The 13,731-nt window shown below is 65.6% G+C and carries 12 protein-coding genes; 6 read left to right on the forward strand and 6 right to left on the reverse strand.

Going from position 1 to position 13,731, the window contains the following annotated elements:
* Positions 1-36: 36 nt before the first annotated feature.
* Positions 37-3,744: a methionine synthase gene (gene metH / locus ACZ9C1_RS04395; RefSeq protein WP_277503762.1), complete on the reverse strand. Its 3,708-nt coding sequence runs from the start codon at positions 3,742-3,744 to the stop codon at positions 37-39.
* A 173-nt stretch (positions 3,745-3,917) separates the two neighbouring features.
* Between metH and ACZ9C1_RS04400 the strand changes: the two genes are divergently transcribed.
* The 5 genes from ACZ9C1_RS04400 to ACZ9C1_RS04420 all read left to right on the forward strand — a co-directional run bounded on the left by ACZ9C1_RS04400 (position 3,918) and on the right by ACZ9C1_RS04420 (position 9,445).
* Positions 3,918-6,218, forward strand: a complete 2,301-nt coding sequence (locus tag ACZ9C1_RS04400) for a fatty acid cis/trans isomerase (RefSeq protein WP_277503763.1) — start codon at positions 3,918-3,920, stop codon at positions 6,216-6,218.
* A gap of 163 nt (positions 6,219-6,381) precedes the next feature.
* Positions 6,382-7,416 carry an acyltransferase family protein gene (locus ACZ9C1_RS04405; protein ID WP_476253656.1) on the forward strand — a complete coding sequence of 345 codons (1,035 nt, stop codon included), beginning with the start codon at positions 6,382-6,384 and terminating at the stop codon, positions 7,414-7,416.
* 57 nt (positions 7,417-7,473) lie between these two features.
* On the forward strand, positions 7,474-8,058 hold the full coding sequence (nfuA, locus tag ACZ9C1_RS04410) for a Fe-S biogenesis protein NfuA (protein ID WP_023630602.1): 585 nt from the start codon (positions 7,474-7,476) through the stop codon (positions 8,056-8,058).
* 295 nt (positions 8,059-8,353) lie between these two features.
* Complete coding sequence (locus tag ACZ9C1_RS04415) at positions 8,354-8,962, forward strand: SCO family protein (protein WP_031315095.1); 609 nt, start codon at positions 8,354-8,356, stop codon at positions 8,960-8,962.
* Positions 8,963-9,445: a copper chaperone PCu(A)C gene (locus ACZ9C1_RS04420; RefSeq protein ID WP_038705971.1), complete on the forward strand. Its 483-nt coding sequence runs from the start codon at positions 8,963-8,965 to the stop codon at positions 9,443-9,445.
* 66 nt (positions 9,446-9,511) lie between these two features.
* On the opposite strand, the gene ACZ9C1_RS04425 is transcribed toward ACZ9C1_RS04420, so the two are convergent.
* On the reverse strand, positions 9,512-9,739 hold the full coding sequence (locus ACZ9C1_RS04425; RefSeq protein WP_023630605.1) for a hypothetical protein: 228 nt from the start codon (positions 9,737-9,739) through the stop codon (positions 9,512-9,514).
* A 54-nt stretch (positions 9,740-9,793) separates the two neighbouring features.
* The gene (locus ACZ9C1_RS04430; protein ID WP_139670892.1) at positions 9,794-10,927 is read right to left on the reverse strand and encodes an MFS transporter; all 1,134 of its coding nucleotides are present in this window, start codon (positions 10,925-10,927) and stop codon (positions 9,794-9,796) included.
* Positions 10,928-11,030: 103 nt separating this feature from the next.
* Between ACZ9C1_RS04430 and ACZ9C1_RS04435 the strand changes: the two genes are divergently transcribed.
* Positions 11,031-11,810 (forward strand): AraC family transcriptional regulator, encoded by a 780-nt coding sequence (locus ACZ9C1_RS04435; protein WP_476253657.1) that lies wholly within the window; start codon positions 11,031-11,033, stop codon positions 11,808-11,810.
* Here ACZ9C1_RS04435 and ACZ9C1_RS04440 read toward each other — a convergent pair.
* Genes ACZ9C1_RS04440 through ACZ9C1_RS04450 form a run of 3 tightly spaced genes read right to left on the reverse strand, consistent with a single transcriptional unit; the run spans position 11,797 to position 13,639 of the window.
* Positions 11,797-12,633 (reverse strand): AraC family transcriptional regulator, encoded by an 837-nt coding sequence (locus ACZ9C1_RS04440; protein WP_401105261.1) that lies wholly within the window; start codon positions 12,631-12,633, stop codon positions 11,797-11,799. The two genes, ACZ9C1_RS04435 and ACZ9C1_RS04440, sit on opposite strands and share 14 nt — an antisense overlap.
* Positions 12,630-12,944 (reverse strand): AzlD domain-containing protein, encoded by a 315-nt coding sequence (locus ACZ9C1_RS04445; protein ID WP_102685400.1) that lies wholly within the window; start codon positions 12,942-12,944, stop codon positions 12,630-12,632. The genes ACZ9C1_RS04440 and ACZ9C1_RS04445 overlap by 4 nt, the downstream gene beginning before the upstream one ends.
* Positions 12,941-13,639, reverse strand: a complete 699-nt coding sequence (locus ACZ9C1_RS04450; RefSeq protein ID WP_258598044.1) for an AzlC family ABC transporter permease — start codon at positions 13,637-13,639, stop codon at positions 12,941-12,943. Before ACZ9C1_RS04450 ends, ACZ9C1_RS04445 begins: the two co-directional genes overlap by 4 nt.
* Between the last annotated feature and the right edge of the window lie 92 nt (positions 13,640-13,731).

The following is a 13,731-nucleotide window of genomic DNA, read 5'->3' on the forward strand; positions in this document are numbered from 1 at the left end:
GGGGGAACGCGGGGCCGCAGGGCGGCCCCGGTGTGGTCAGGCGTCGTAGCCGAGGTTCGGCGCCAGCCAGCGCTCGCTCACGGCAATGTCCTGGCCCTTACGTGCGCTGTACTGCTCGATCTGGTCCTTGTCGACCTTGCCCACGGCGAAGTATTGCGCCTGCGGGTGGGCGAAGTACCAGCCGCTGACCGCCGCCGCCGGGAACATGGCGAAGTGCTCGGTGAGGAACACGCCGCTGGGGCCGGTCTCGCCGATCGCGGTGCCGTCGAGCAGGCGGAACAGGGTTTCCTTCTCGGTGTGGTCCGGACAGGCCGGGTAGCCAGGCGCCGGGCGGATGCCGCTGTACTGCTCCTTGATCAGCGCCTCGTTGTCCAGGTGCTCGTCCTTGGCATAGCCCCAGTGCTCCTTGCGCACCTGTTCGTGCAGCCACTCGGCGCAGGCCTCGGCCAGGCGGTCGGCCAGGGCCTTGACCATGATCGAGCTGTAGTCGTCGCCCTTGTCCTGATAGGCCTTGGCCACTTCCTCGGCGCCGATGCCGGCGGTGGTGATGAAGCCGCCGACATAGTCGGTCACGCCGCTGGCCTTGGGCGCGACGAAGTCGGCCAGCGACCAGTTCGGCTTGCCGTCGGGCTTGATGGTCTGCTGGCGCAGGTGGTGAAGGGTGGCCAGGGTCTCGCCGGCGTCACCGTACACCTCGATATCGTCATCGGCCACCTGGTTGGCCGGCCAGAAGCCGAACACCGCGCGGGCGCTGATCAGTTGCTCGTCGATCAGCTTGTCGAGCATCTCGCGGGCGTCCTTGTACAGCGCCGTGGCGGCTTCGCCGACCACTTCGTCGGTGAGGATGCGCGGGAACTTGCCCGCCAGGTCCCAGGAGATGAAGAACGGCGTCCAGTCGATGTACTCGGCCAGGGTGCGCAGGTCGATGTTCTCCAGCACCTTGACGCCGGTGAAGGCGGGCACCGCGGCCTGGTAGGCGGCCCAGTCGTACTGCGGCTTGGCGGCGATGGCCTGGGCGTAGCTCAGGCGCTCGGTGCGGGCGCTGCGGTTGGCGGTGCGCTCACGCACCTCGACGTATTCCTGGCGGGTCTTCTCAACGAAACCGCTCTTGAGTTCCTTGGACAGCAGTTGGGTGGCCACGCCCACCGCGCGCGAGGCGTCGGTGACGTAGATCACCGCATCGTTGGAGTACTTGGGTTCGATCTTCACCGCCGTGTGCGCCTTGGAGGTGGTCGCGCCGCCGATCATCAGCGGCAGGTGGAAGTCCTGGCGCTGCATCTCGCGGGCGACATGGACCATCTCGTCCAGCGACGGGGTGATCAGCCCGGACAGGCCGATGATGTCGCACTTCTGCTCGCGGGCGGTCTGCAGGATCTTCTCGGCCGGGACCATCACGCCCATGTCGACGATGTCGTAGCCGTTGCAACCGAGCACCACGCCGACGATGTTCTTGCCGATGTCGTGCACGTCACCCTTGACCGTGGCCATGAGGATCTTGCCCTTGGCTTCGGGCTTGTCGCCTTTCTCGGCTTCGATGAACGGGATCAGGTGGGCCACGGCCTGTTTCATCACGCGGGCGGACTTCACCACCTGGGGCAGGAACATCTTGCCGGCGCCGAACAGGTCGCCGACCACGTTCATGCCGCTCATCAGTGGGCCTTCGATGACCTCGATGGGGCGCGCCGACTGCTGGCGGCACTCTTCGGTATCTTCGACGATGTAGGCGGTGATGCCCTTGACCAGCGCATGCTCGAGGCGCTTGTCGACCGGCATCGAGCGCCATTCTTCGTTCTCGACTTCCTTGGTGGCGCCGCCGCCCTTGTAGTCATCGGCGATGGCCAGCAGGGCGTCGGTGCCATGCGCGGTGCGGTTGAGCACCACGTCCTCGACCTTTTCGCGCAGGTCGGCGGGGATCTCGTCGTAGATCTCCAGCTGGCCGGCGTTGACGATACCCATGGTCAGGCCGTTCTTGATCGCGTGGTAGAGGAACACCGAGTGGATCGCCTCGCGCACCGGGTTGTTGCCACGGAACGAGAACGACACGTTGGACACGCCGCCCGAGCTCAGGGCATACGGCAGGTGGTCGCGGATGTAGGCGCAGGCCTCGATGAAGTCGACGGCGTAGTTGTTGTGCTCCTCGATGCCGGTGGCGACGGCGAAGATGTTCGGGTCGAAGATGATGTCTTCCGGCGGGAAGCCGACTTCGTTGACCAGGATGTCGTAGCTGCGCTGGCAGATCTCGCGCTTGCGCGCGGCGGTGTCGGCCTGGCCGACCTCGTCGAAGGCCATCACCACCACGGCGGCGCCGTAGCGCTTGCACAGGCGTGCGTGGTGCTTGAACTGCTCGACGCCTTCCTTCATGGAGATGGAGTTGACGATGCCCTTGCCCTGGATGCACTTCAGGCCCGCCTCGATCACCTCCCACTTGGAGGAGTCGATCATGATCGGCACCCGGGAGATGTCCGGCTCGCCGGCGATCAGGTTGAGGAAGCGGACCATGGCGGCCTGGGAGTCGAGCATCCCTTCGTCCATGTTGATGTCGATCACCTGGGCGCCGGCCTCGACCTGCTGCAGGGCGACTTCCAGTGCCTCGGTGTAGTTTTCCTCGCGGATCAGCCGGGCGAACTTGGCGGAGCCGGTGATGTTGGTGCGCTCGCCGACGTTGACGAACAGCGACTGGCGATCGATGGTGAACGGCTCGAGGCCCGACAGGCGGCAGGCTTTGGGGATGTCCGGGATCGCCCGTGGTTTGTACTTGGCCACGGCCTCGGCGATGGCCTGGATGTGCGGCGGGGTGGTGCCGCAGCAGCCACCGATGATGTTGAGGAACCCGCTGGCGGCGAACTCCTCGACCACCGCGGCCATCTCGGCCGGGGTCTCGTCGTACTCGCCGAAGGCGTTGGGCAGGCCGGCGTTGGGGTGGGCGGAGACGTGGGTGCCGGCCTTGGTCGACAGCTCTTCGAGGTACGGGCGCAGGTCCTTGGCGCCGAGGGCGCAGTTCAGGCCCACGGAAATCGGGTTGGCGTGGCGTACCGAGTTCCAGAACGCCTCGGTGGTCTGGCCCGACAGGGTGCGGCCGGAGGCGTCGGTGATGGTGCCGGAGATCATGATCGGCAGTTCGATGCCGTCGTCCTCGAACACCTGCTGCACGGCGAAGATCGCCGCCTTGGCGTTGAGGGTGTCGAAGATGGTCTCGATCAGGATCAGGTCGGCGCCGCCCTCGATCAGGCCACGGGTGGCCTCGATGTAGTTCTCCACCAGTTCGTCGAAGGTGACGTTGCGGTAGCCGGGATCGTTGACGTCGGGGGAGATCGAGCAGGTGCGGCTGGTCGGGCCGAGCACGCCGGCGACGAAGCGCGGCTTGTCCGGGGTCTCCAGGGTCTTGGCGTCGGCCACCTGGCGAGCGATGCGCGCGCCTTCGACGTTGAGCTCGTAGACCAGTGCCTCCATGCCGTAGTCGGCCTGGGAAATCTGCGTGGCGTTGAAGGTGTTGGTCTCGAGAATATCGGCGCCGGCGTCCAGGTAGGCTTTCTCGATCGCGGCGATCACATCGGGGCGGCTGAGCAGCAAAAGATCGTTGTTGCCTTTGACATCGCTTGGCCAATCGGCAAAGCGCGTGCCACGATAGTCGTGTTCCTCGAGGCGGTAACTCTGGATCATAGTACCCATGCCGCCGTCGAGGATCAGGATGCGCTCTTTGAGTGCGTTCTGGAGTGCTTGTAAACGAGCGCTGCGGTCGGACATAGGACTACCTGGTCGGGCAAATAACAGAAGGTGCCGAATAATAACAAAGCTGCACGGATTTTAGGCGTATCGCCCATTCGCATGAATTTCCCTCATGTTAGCGCGACGCCCCCAACACCTCAGGACCCGCCAGGCACATCGTGATGGCTTCAAGTAACCAGGACATTCGGCACATGCTGCATCGCATACTTGCCAGCGCCTTCGCCTTGCTCATCAGTGGCGCGGCGTTCGGGCAGGCCCCTCAATCGAGCCCTACGATTTCATACACCCGGGATATCCAACCGATCTTCACCGAGAAGTGCGTGGCCTGCCACGCCTGCAACGATGCTGCCTGCCAGCTCAACCTGGGCAGCGCCGAGGGCGCCGAGCGCGGCGCCTCGAAGGTGCCGGTCTACCAGGGCGAGCGCAGCCAGGCGGTACCCACCACGCGGCTGTTCTACGATGCCCGCGACGAAGCGGGCTGGCGCAAGCAGGGCTTCTACTCGGTGCTGGACAAGCAGGGCAGCCAGGCGGCGCTGATGGCGCGCATGCTCGAACTGGGCCACAAGACTCCGCTCACGCCCAACGCCAAGCTGCCCGAAGAGATCGTGCTGGGGCTTAATCGCAACAACATGTGCCCGTTGCCGCATGAATTCGACGCCTATGCCGGCGCCCATCCCAAGGAGGGCATGCCCCTGGCGGTCACCGGCCTGACCGACCAGGAGTACCAGACCCTGCAGCGCTGGCTGGCCGCTGGCGCGCCAGTGGAGAAGACGCCGATCCAGCCCAGCGCGGCAGAGGTGAAGCAGATCGCCGACTGGGAAGAATTGCTCAATCGTCCCGGCTCGACCGAGGCGCTGGTCGGCCGTTGGCTGTACGAGCACCTGTTCCTCGCGCACATCCATTTCGTCGGCGGCGAGCAGGGCCATTTCTTCCAGTGGGTGCGCTCGCGCACGCCGAGTGGCCAGCCGGTGGACCTGATCGCCACCCGCCGCCCCAACGACCCGCCGGGCACCGATTTCTACTATCGGTTGATCCCGGTGCAGGGCGTTATCGTGCACAAGACCCACATCACCTACCCGATGGGGCCGCAGAAGCTCAAGCGGGTCAAGCAGCTGTTCTACAGCGGCGACTGGCACGCCAGCGCACTGCCGGGCTATGGGCCGCGGCACCGGTCCAACCCGTTCGAGACCTTCGAGGCGATCCCGGCGGTGGCCCGCTACCAGTTCATGCTGGACAACGCCGAGTACTTCGTCCGTACCTTCATCCGTGGCCCGGTGTGCCGCGGGCAGATCGCCACCGACGTGATCCGCGACAATTTCTGGGCGCTGTTCCAGGAGCCGGCCCACGACCTGTACATCACCGACGCCCAGTACCGTGGCGAAGCTACGCCGCTGCTGGCCATGCCAGGGCAGATCGACGACGTGGGCAGCGTGCTGAGCCTGTGGCACGCCTACCGCGACAAGCGCAACGAATACGAAGCCCTGCGCCGTGAAGCCTATGCCGAACAGCCGGCGCCAAGCTGGTCGACGCTGTGGGCGGGCAACGACAACGCGTTGCTGAGCATCTTCCGCCACTTCGACAGCGCCTCGGTGACCAAGGGCCTGATCGGTGACGTGCCGCTGACCATGTGGCTGTTCGACTACCCGCTGTTCGAGCGCACCTACTATCAGCTGGCGGTCAACTTCGACGTGTTCGGCAACGTCTCGCACCAGTTGCAGACGCGGCTGTACTTCGACCTGATCCGCAACGGCGCCGAGGTCAACTTCCTGCGCCTGATGCCTGCGGGCAAGCGCGGCGAGATCCTCGGCGACTGGTACCAGAACAGCGGCAAGGTGAAGATGTGGATGGACTACGAGGACATCGACACCAGCACTCCGAGCGCGCTGAAACTGGACAAGCACGATCCCAAGCGTGACTTCGGCCTCAAGCTGCTGCAACGCACGGGCAGCCTGAACGCCGCCCCGGACCCGATCAACCGCTGCCAGGGCGCCTATTGCTCGCGGCCCGGCCTGTCCGCGGAGTTCCGTGACGCCGAGCAGTCGCTGAGCCGCCTGGTGTCGCGCCCGGCGGCGGGGCTCAAGGTGATCGGCCAACTGCCCGAGGCGAGCATGCTGCGCATCGAAGGGCAGGGCGGCCAGCGCCAGGTCTACAGCCTGCTGCGCAACCGCGCGCACAGCAACGTGGCGTTCCTGCTTGGCGAGGCCTACCGCTACCAGCCGGGGCTGGACACCCTGACCCTGTATCCGGGCGTGCTAAGCAGCTACCCCAACTTCATCTTCAACATCCCGGCGGCCGATGTGCCGGAGTTCGTCGAAGACATGGAGGCGGCGCGTGACGACACCGACAAGTTCGAACGCATCGTCATGCGCTGGGGCGTGCGCCGCAGCCATCCTGAGTTCTGGCACTACTTCCATGACCTGAACAGCTACATCAAGCAGACCCAGCCGGTGGAGGCAGGGGTGCTGGACATGAACCGCTACGAGAACCTCTGATCGGTTGGCCGGGACTTTCCCGGCATCCTGCGGTCGGAATCGGTAGGTAGGCCCTGGGCTGCTCTGCAGCCCATCGTCGGCAAGCCGGCTCCCACAGAAGTGCGCGAACCCTGTGGGAGCCCGCTCGCCGGGCCTCAATGCACCGCCGATCACAGGATATTTCATGCTGTATTCGCTTCAGGCACTCCGGGCATTCGCCGCCTGGGTGGTGGTCTGCCACCACTTCATGCAGATCTTCTTCGACTTCCACGCCACGGGCCCCGTCGGCCAACTGCTCGCCGACCGCGGCGCGGCAGGGGTGGACATCTTCTTCGTCATCAGTGGCCTGGTGATCTACCTGTCAACCCGCGACAAGGCCATCGCCCCCGGGCAGTTCCTGCTCAACCGTGCCTTGCGCATCGTGCCCGCCTACTGGTTCTACACCCTGCTGATGGCCGCGCTGATGCTGGCGGCCAGCCGCTGGATGCCGCACCAGGTGTTCGAATGGCAGCACCTGCTGCTGTCGCTGCTGTTCATTCCGGCGGAAAACCCCGGTGGCTACGGGTTGTATCCGACGCTCAATGTCGGCTGGACGCTGAACTTCGAGATGTTTTTCTACCTGCTGTTCGGCCTGGCCTTCCTGGTGCGCCAGCGTCATCACCTGTTGCTGGTGACGGCGGCATTGCTGCTGGTAAGCGAAGTGCTGGGGCGCCTGGGTGTGCTCAGCCGTTTCTACAACAACGACATCGTCTACGAGTTCCTGCTGGGCATCGGCCTGGGCGTGCTGTACCGCCGCGGGCTGATCCGCGAAGGCCTGTGGTTGCCGCTGGGCCTGCTCGGCCTTGCAGGGTTCGCGCTCTATCATCTCGACGCTTCGCAGCGCCTGTTGCATTGGGGCCTGCCGAGCGCCCTGGTGGTGCTGTCGTTCATTGCCCTGGAGCCGTACTTCAAGGGTAACCAGGTGCTCAAGGCGCTCGGCGACTGTTCCTATTCGGTGTACCTGGTGCATGTGCTGGTGCTGTACGGCGGCCTGTTCATCAGCGAGTGGTTGCGCCTGAACCCTTACCTGGTGTTCGCCTTGTGCGTGCCGTCAATCGGACTAATGTCGTGGCTCAGCTACCAATGGCTGGAACGTGGCCTGTATTGGCGGCTCAAGGGCTGGTTGGCCGCCGGTGCGGCGCGGGAACCGGCATTGGCGCTATCCCGAGTCAAATGCTAGGACTTTGTTACCCGGCCGGGTTGGCGTACACTGCCGGCAAGTCTGTGAGGAACTTCCATGAGCGCTATAACCATTACCGACGCCGCCCATGATTACCTGGCCGATCTGCTCTCCAAGCAGAACACGCCTGGCATCGGCATCCGTATTTTCATCACCCAGCCGGGCACTACCTACGCCGAGACCTGCATTGCCTACTGCAAGCCGGGCGAGGAGAAGCCCGACGACCAGCCGGTGGGCCTGAAGAGCTTCACCGCCTACCTCGATGCGGTCAGCGTGCCGTTCCTGGAGGACGCGCTGGTCGACTACGCCACCGACCGCATGGGCGGCCAGCTGACCATCAAGGCGCCGAACGCCAAGGTGCCGATGGTCAACGAGGACAGCCCGATCAACGAGCGCATCAACTACTACCTGCAGACCGAGATCAACCCGGGCCTGGCTAGCCACGGCGGCGCCGTGAGCCTGGTGGACGTGGTCGACGACGGCATCGCCGTGCTGCAGTTCGGCGGTGGTTGCCAGGGCTGCGGCCAGGCCGACGTGACGCTGAAGGAAGGCATCGAGCGCACCCTGCTCGAGCGTATTCCCGAGCTCAAGGGCGTGCGTGACGTGACTGACCATAGCCAGAAGGAAAACGCGTACTACTGATCGCCAGTGGTGACGCCATCGCGGGGCAAGCCCGCTCCCACGCCTGGCAGCAGCTGCATCCAGGCGTGGGAGCGGGCTTGCCCCGCGATGTTTTTCAGGCTTTGTGCATTGATCCTTAGCAACAAAGTGTTACGGATTCAACCCCTGCGACAACCGGTCGCGCCCCGTAAACAAAGGGCTGCAGCCCGATCAGCCGGATGTCGGGTGGATGGTGCGGGGGTGGCGTGACAGAATGCCCCGGTTTTCTGGCCGGCCCATCCCAGGGGTCGGCACCTTCCCTGTAAAGGATGGTTCCATGAATGATCTGTTGACCCGGCGCGCGGTTGTCGCCGGGATGGGCGTACTGGGGCTTGGCCTGTTGGCGGGCTGCAGCCCGGCCAGGGGCCTGGACTTCAAGTACGGCAAGAACATGAGCAACGAGATCCTCGGGCGCAAGTTCAAGCTCAAGGACCCACAAGGCAACGAGCGCACCTTGTCGAGCTTCTACGGCTCGATGCCGATGATCTTCTTCGGCTTCACCCAGTGCCCGGCCGTCTGCCCGACCGCCATGGCGCGTGTGGCGCAGATCCGCAAGATCCTGCGTGGCCGCGACCGCGACCTGTTCCAGCCAGTGTTCATCACCCTGGACCCGGAGCGCGACACCCCCGAGGTGCTCGATGCCTACGTCAAGGCCTTCGACCCGTCGATCGTCGCCCTGACCGGCACCCCCGAGGAAATCGACGCGGTGGCCCGTGAATTCAAGGTGTTCTACGAGAAGGTCCCGGCCGGCGATACCTACACCATCTCTCACTCGTCCACCAGCTACGTCTACGATACCCGTGGAACCCTGCGCCTGAGCCTGGGCCATTCCCTGAACGCCCAGGAATGCGCCGAAGACCTGGTCACCCTGATGGAGATCTGCTGAATGTCGATGCAACCGATCAAGCGCGGCCTGGCCGCCCTGGCACTGATGAGCCTGGCTCTGCCGGCCCTGGCCCAGACCACCGTAAGCGACGCCTGGGTACGCGCCAGCGTGCCGCACCAGCATGCCACCGGGGCCTTCATGACCCTGACCGCCAGCAGCGACAGCAAGCTGGTCAGCGTCGCCTCGCCCGTGGCCAAGACCGTGCAGGTGCACGAGATGACCATGAACGGCGACGTGATGGGCATGCGTGAAGTGAAGGCGGTGGAGTTGCCGGCCGGCAAGGCGGTGAAGCTGGACCCGAACGGCTTCCACGTGATGTTGATGGGCCTGAACCAGCAGGTGAAGGAGGGTGAGCAGGTGCCGCTGACCCTGACCATCGAGGATGCCAAGGGCGCGAAGGAAACCCTGCAGGTGCAGGCTCCGGTGCGTGCGCTCAACGCCGAGGCCGGCGCTGGCCACGACCATATGCACATGAACCACTGATGCAGCACCCATCGCGGGCGATGCGGCGCTCCGACGAGCCTGCTCCCCCGCGATGGTTGTCAGCGGTCAGCTACGAAAACGTGGCAGCGGCCGTTCGATGTTCAGCGAGGTCAGCGTCTTGCGCACCTGGGCGTCTTCGGCCTCGAGTGCCTTGAGGCTGGCGCGGATCTTGCCGGCGGCGGGCACGTCGCCCTGGCGGTCGATCCAGTCGGCGATCTCCTTGCAGGCGCTGCTCAGGCAGGCCTGACGCTGGCTCATCAGCGACAGGAGCGTGGTGATTTCTCGTTCGGACATGGCGGGTTCCTCCGTTCAGCCTTGTGAGTGTAGCAGCGGCTGCACCCGACGGTGTCAGCCGCGCAGATAGCGCAAATAGCCCAGGCTCAGCGCGCAGATGGCGAGCGCGATCAGCAGCAACCCAGGCGCCAGTATCTGCAGCATGCCGACCAGCAGCAGCCCCGCGCCGATCTGCAGGTAATACAGCAGGCCGAACAAAGCTGCCGCCGTACCCCGGCAATCGGCGTAGGCCACCAGTGCCGAGCCGAGCAGCAAGGGGATGGCCATGGCGAACGCGACCATCACCAGGGCCATTGGCGCGACGATCCACGGTGATTCACCGATCGCCGTCATGCCCAGCGCGCCGAGCACGAGCAGCAGCGCGGCACCCTTCATCAGGGTGGCGGCCGCGACTGCGCGCCCCAGCAGCAGGGCATTGAGCCTGGCGCCAGCCAGCGAGCCGAGGGCCAGGGCCACGCCCGAATAGCCCATCCACTGTGCCTGCCCCAGGCGTTCGAAGACGAACGGCGCCAAGCTGTACCAGGCGAACACGGCGATATTGAACAAGGCCACCAGCGCACTGGCCAGCAGCACCCGGCGGTCCGCCAGCAGGCGCATCAGCACCTGGCGCAACGGTGTCAGTGCGGGCGCGGCGGCCTGGGTCTCGGGCATCGCCTGCCAGCCCCAGGCCAGCAATGCCGATGCCAGGCTCAGCTGTGCGGCCAGCACGCCGCGATAGCCGAACGCCTGATCCAACCAGCCGCCACCGAGCATGCCCAGTGCGGGGCTGATGGCCAGGCACGCGCCGATCAGGGAGAACACCCGGGCCAGTTCCGCGCCGTCGTAGCGGTCGCGCAATGCGGTCTGGGTCACCACCGAACCGACCGCGACGGCGAAAGCGGCGACCATCCGCGCTGCCAGCAACTGGCTGAAATCGCTGGCCAGCAGTGCCGCCAGCGCCGCCAGGGCGTACAGCGCAAGGCCCGCGAGCATGGTCGGCCGCCGGCCCTTGATATCGCACAACCGACCCCAGAACAGCACGCCGACCGCGAAGGCGACGAAGTACAACGACAGGGTCAACGAGGCATCCGCAGCGGAAACCGCGAAGCCTTCGGCCAGCGATACGAGTGCCGGGCTGTAAAGGGTTTCGGCTATTTGCGGGAACATGAGCATGGCAGTGGTGAAAGCCAGCCACCAACGATTTTGCATGGGCTTGTCCTCTGCAGTTTATCGGAGGCCCATGGTAGGGTTGGCAAGCTGTGATCCATTATCGTGATCAGGCCATAAAATCAATGAAACAGGACAAGCTGCAATGGCATGGCTCGCACCCGATAGCGCTTTTGACCCGGACGCCCACTGCGCACCGGTGATCGGCATCTGCTCGGCCCTGGGCGACCATGATTCCGGCAACCACTGGCATGTCCGAGGTCAGGTGCTGTTCACCCGCCAGGGCTGCGTGCGCATCGATTCGCCGGGGCTGCTGTGCCTGTTGCCGCCGAGCCGCGCGGCGTGGATACCGGGCGGTCTGGCACACCGCGCGCGGATGCGCGAAACGGTGGATTACCGCTCGGTGTACCTGGATGCGACGGCGGCGGCGGGGCTGCCGGAGCAGGTGACGATCCTCGACGTCAACCCATTGTTGCGCGAGTTGCTCGAGCGGATTGCCGAGGCACCCTTCGACAGCGACTGGCGGCATGGGGCCAATCATCATTTGCTGGGCTTGTGTCGTGCCGAACTGCAGAGCGCGCAGCGCCAGCCAATGCTGCTGCCGCTGCCGCGCGACCGACGCCTGGCGCGCCTGGTGGACGGACTCGACCGCTTGCCGCCGGCGCTGGGCGAACTGGCACGGCAAGCCGGGGCCAGTGAAAAGACCATCGGCCGCCTGCTGCGTCGCGACACCGGGATGAGTTACCAGCAATGGCGCCAGCAGTGGCGGTTGCTGCGGGCGGTCGAGCGCCTGGCGCTGAACGTGCCGCTGGGGGAGATCGCCGATGAGCTGGGCTTCGCCAGCGACAGCGCCTTCATCGCGTTCTTCCGCGGCATGACCGGGCTGACGCCGGGCGCCTGGAGTCGTGCCGCTACGCCAGGTTGAGACAGGCCTGGCGATAGGCGCCCGGCGGCACGCCATAGGCCTGCTTGAACTGCCGGCTCAGATGGCTCTGGTCGGCAAAACCCAGGGTAAAGGCGACTTCGAGGACGGATTGACCGCGTTTGAGCAGTTCCCGGGCGCGGGCCAGGCGGCGCTGCTTGAGCCAGGCATGCGGCGGCAGGCCGGTGGCCTGGCGGAATACCCGGGCGAAGTGGAACGGCGATAGGTTCACCGCGGCCGCCAAGGCCTCCAGCGACGGCGGATCGGCCAGCTGGCTCTCCAGCAGCTCGCGGGCGCGGGCCACGGCCAGCGGTTCGTTGCCGGGGGCGACGGGTTCGGCGCAATGGCCATGGCGCTGCACCAGTGCCAGCACGGCCTGGCGCCAGGCGGTCTGTTGCTCAAGGGCGCTGGCACAGGACTCCGAAAGCCGGTGCAGGTGGCTGAACGTGGCGGCCAGGGCCGGGTCCTGGATCACGCTGTCCTTGAACCGGGGCAGGCCATGGCGGCCCAGCTCCAGCTCGTCGAGCACGCCGGTGACCCGTTCGTGCTCGGGGTAGAAGCCACGGTAGCGCCAGCCGGCCTCGTGGGCGGTGGCGCCGGTGTGCAGCTCGTCGGGGTTGATCAGCACCATGCTGCCCACCGGCGCCAGGTGCTCGCTGCCTCGGTGCCAGAAGCGCTGGGCGCCGGACTCGATCACGGTGAACACATAGCCTTCGTGTACGTGCGGAGCGAAGCGCTGCTGGATATAGCGGGCGTGCAGCATCTCGACATCGCCCAGGGCGGGCGCCTGCCACAGGTGGGCCTGTTCACGCAGGGGCGTGGTCATGCCAGCCAGCTGCGTAGGAGGAAGAAGATCAGCATGCTCGCCAGCATGCTCAGCAATACGCTGCGGGTCAACAGCACCAGGGCGATGGCCACCAGTGAACCGAGCAGATAGGGGTTCAGCGGGCTCAGGTCGAGCTGGTGCCCGGGCAGGAAGATGATCGGCCCGCAGATCGCGGTGAGCATGCCGGGCACGGCAAAACCGAGGAACTGCCGCGCGTTGGAGCTCAGGCGCAGGGGTAGGCGCGGTTCGAGGAAGGCGTAGCGGTTGAGGAACACCACCGCGCCCATGGCGAAGATCAGCAGCCAGATCATGGGCGGCCTCCGGAGAACTTCTGGCAGACGAAACCGGCGGTCATGCCCAGCAGGCCGGCGGCGACCAGGGCGGTCTCCCAGTGCCAGTAACTGAACAGCACCGAGCAGAACAGCGACACCGCCACGCACACCACGGTCGGCAGGTTGCGCACCAGCGGCGCAATCAGTGCGACGAAGGTGGCGACGATGGAGAAGTCCAGGCCCAACTGATCCAGGTGCGGGATGTTCTGGCCGAGGACAATGCCGGCCAGGGTGAACAGGTTCCACGCCACGTAGAAGGTCAGGCCCACGCCCAAGGCGTACCAGCGGTTGAACTGCTGCTGGTCGTGGTGGCTGGTGAGGGCGAAGAACTCATCGGTGAGCAGGAAGCCCAGGCCCAACCGCCAGCGGGTCGGCAGCCCCGACAGCACCGGGCGCATCGACAGCCCGTAGAGCAGGTGCTGGGAGGTCAGCAGCAGGGTGGTGAGCAGGATCGAGAACAGGTTGGCTCCACCCTTGAGCATGCCGATGGCCACCAGTTGCGCGGCACCGGCGAAGACGATGGCCGACAGGCCCTGGCCTTGCCAGGCGCTGAGGTTGGCTTCGATGGCCATGCTGCCTGCGAGCAGGCCCCAGGGGGCAACGGCCACGGACAGCGGCAGGATGGCGATGGCGCCGTGGAGGAACGCTTGGCGGGCGAGGGGTGGGCTGGGCATGGAAGCGGCAACGAATCGACAGGGCAGACAAGCATGCCAGAGGGGGCCGGAGGTGGCTTGAACGATCTTGCTTTGTTGTCGCCTTTGCTGGC

This window comes from Pseudomonas sp. TE21435 (genome assembly GCF_056279265.1).

Excerpts from the sequence above, each read along its gene's own strand:
- metH (WP_277503762.1), bottom strand. The coding sequence starts at position 3,744 with ATGTCCGACCGCAGCGCTCGTTTACAAGCACTCCAGAACGCACTCAAA.
- ACZ9C1_RS04400 (WP_277503763.1), top strand. The coding sequence starts at position 3,918 with ATGCTGCATCGCATACTTGCCAGCGCCTTCGCCTTGCTCATCAGTGGC.
- ACZ9C1_RS04405 (WP_476253656.1), top strand. The coding sequence starts at position 6,382 with ATGCTGTATTCGCTTCAGGCACTCCGGGCATTCGCCGCCTGGGTGGTG.
- nfuA (WP_023630602.1), top strand. The coding sequence starts at position 7,474 with ATGAGCGCTATAACCATTACCGACGCCGCCCATGATTACCTGGCCGAT.
- ACZ9C1_RS04415 (WP_031315095.1), top strand. The coding sequence starts at position 8,354 with ATGAATGATCTGTTGACCCGGCGCGCGGTTGTCGCCGGGATGGGCGTA.
- ACZ9C1_RS04420 (WP_038705971.1), top strand. The coding sequence starts at position 8,963 with ATGTCGATGCAACCGATCAAGCGCGGCCTGGCCGCCCTGGCACTGATG.
- ACZ9C1_RS04425 (WP_023630605.1), bottom strand. The coding sequence starts at position 9,739 with ATGTCCGAACGAGAAATCACCACGCTCCTGTCGCTGATGAGCCAGCGT.
- ACZ9C1_RS04430 (WP_139670892.1), bottom strand. The coding sequence starts at position 10,927 with ATGCAAAATCGTTGGTGGCTGGCTTTCACCACTGCCATGCTCATGTTC.
- ACZ9C1_RS04435 (WP_476253657.1), top strand. The coding sequence starts at position 11,031 with ATGGCATGGCTCGCACCCGATAGCGCTTTTGACCCGGACGCCCACTGC.
- ACZ9C1_RS04440 (WP_401105261.1), bottom strand. The coding sequence starts at position 12,633 with ATGACCACGCCCCTGCGTGAACAGGCCCACCTGTGGCAGGCGCCCGCC.
- ACZ9C1_RS04445 (WP_102685400.1), bottom strand. The coding sequence starts at position 12,944 with ATGATCTGGCTGCTGATCTTCGCCATGGGCGCGGTGGTGTTCCTCAAC.
- ACZ9C1_RS04450 (WP_258598044.1), bottom strand. The coding sequence starts at position 13,639 with ATGCCCAGCCCACCCCTCGCCCGCCAAGCGTTCCTCCACGGCGCCATC.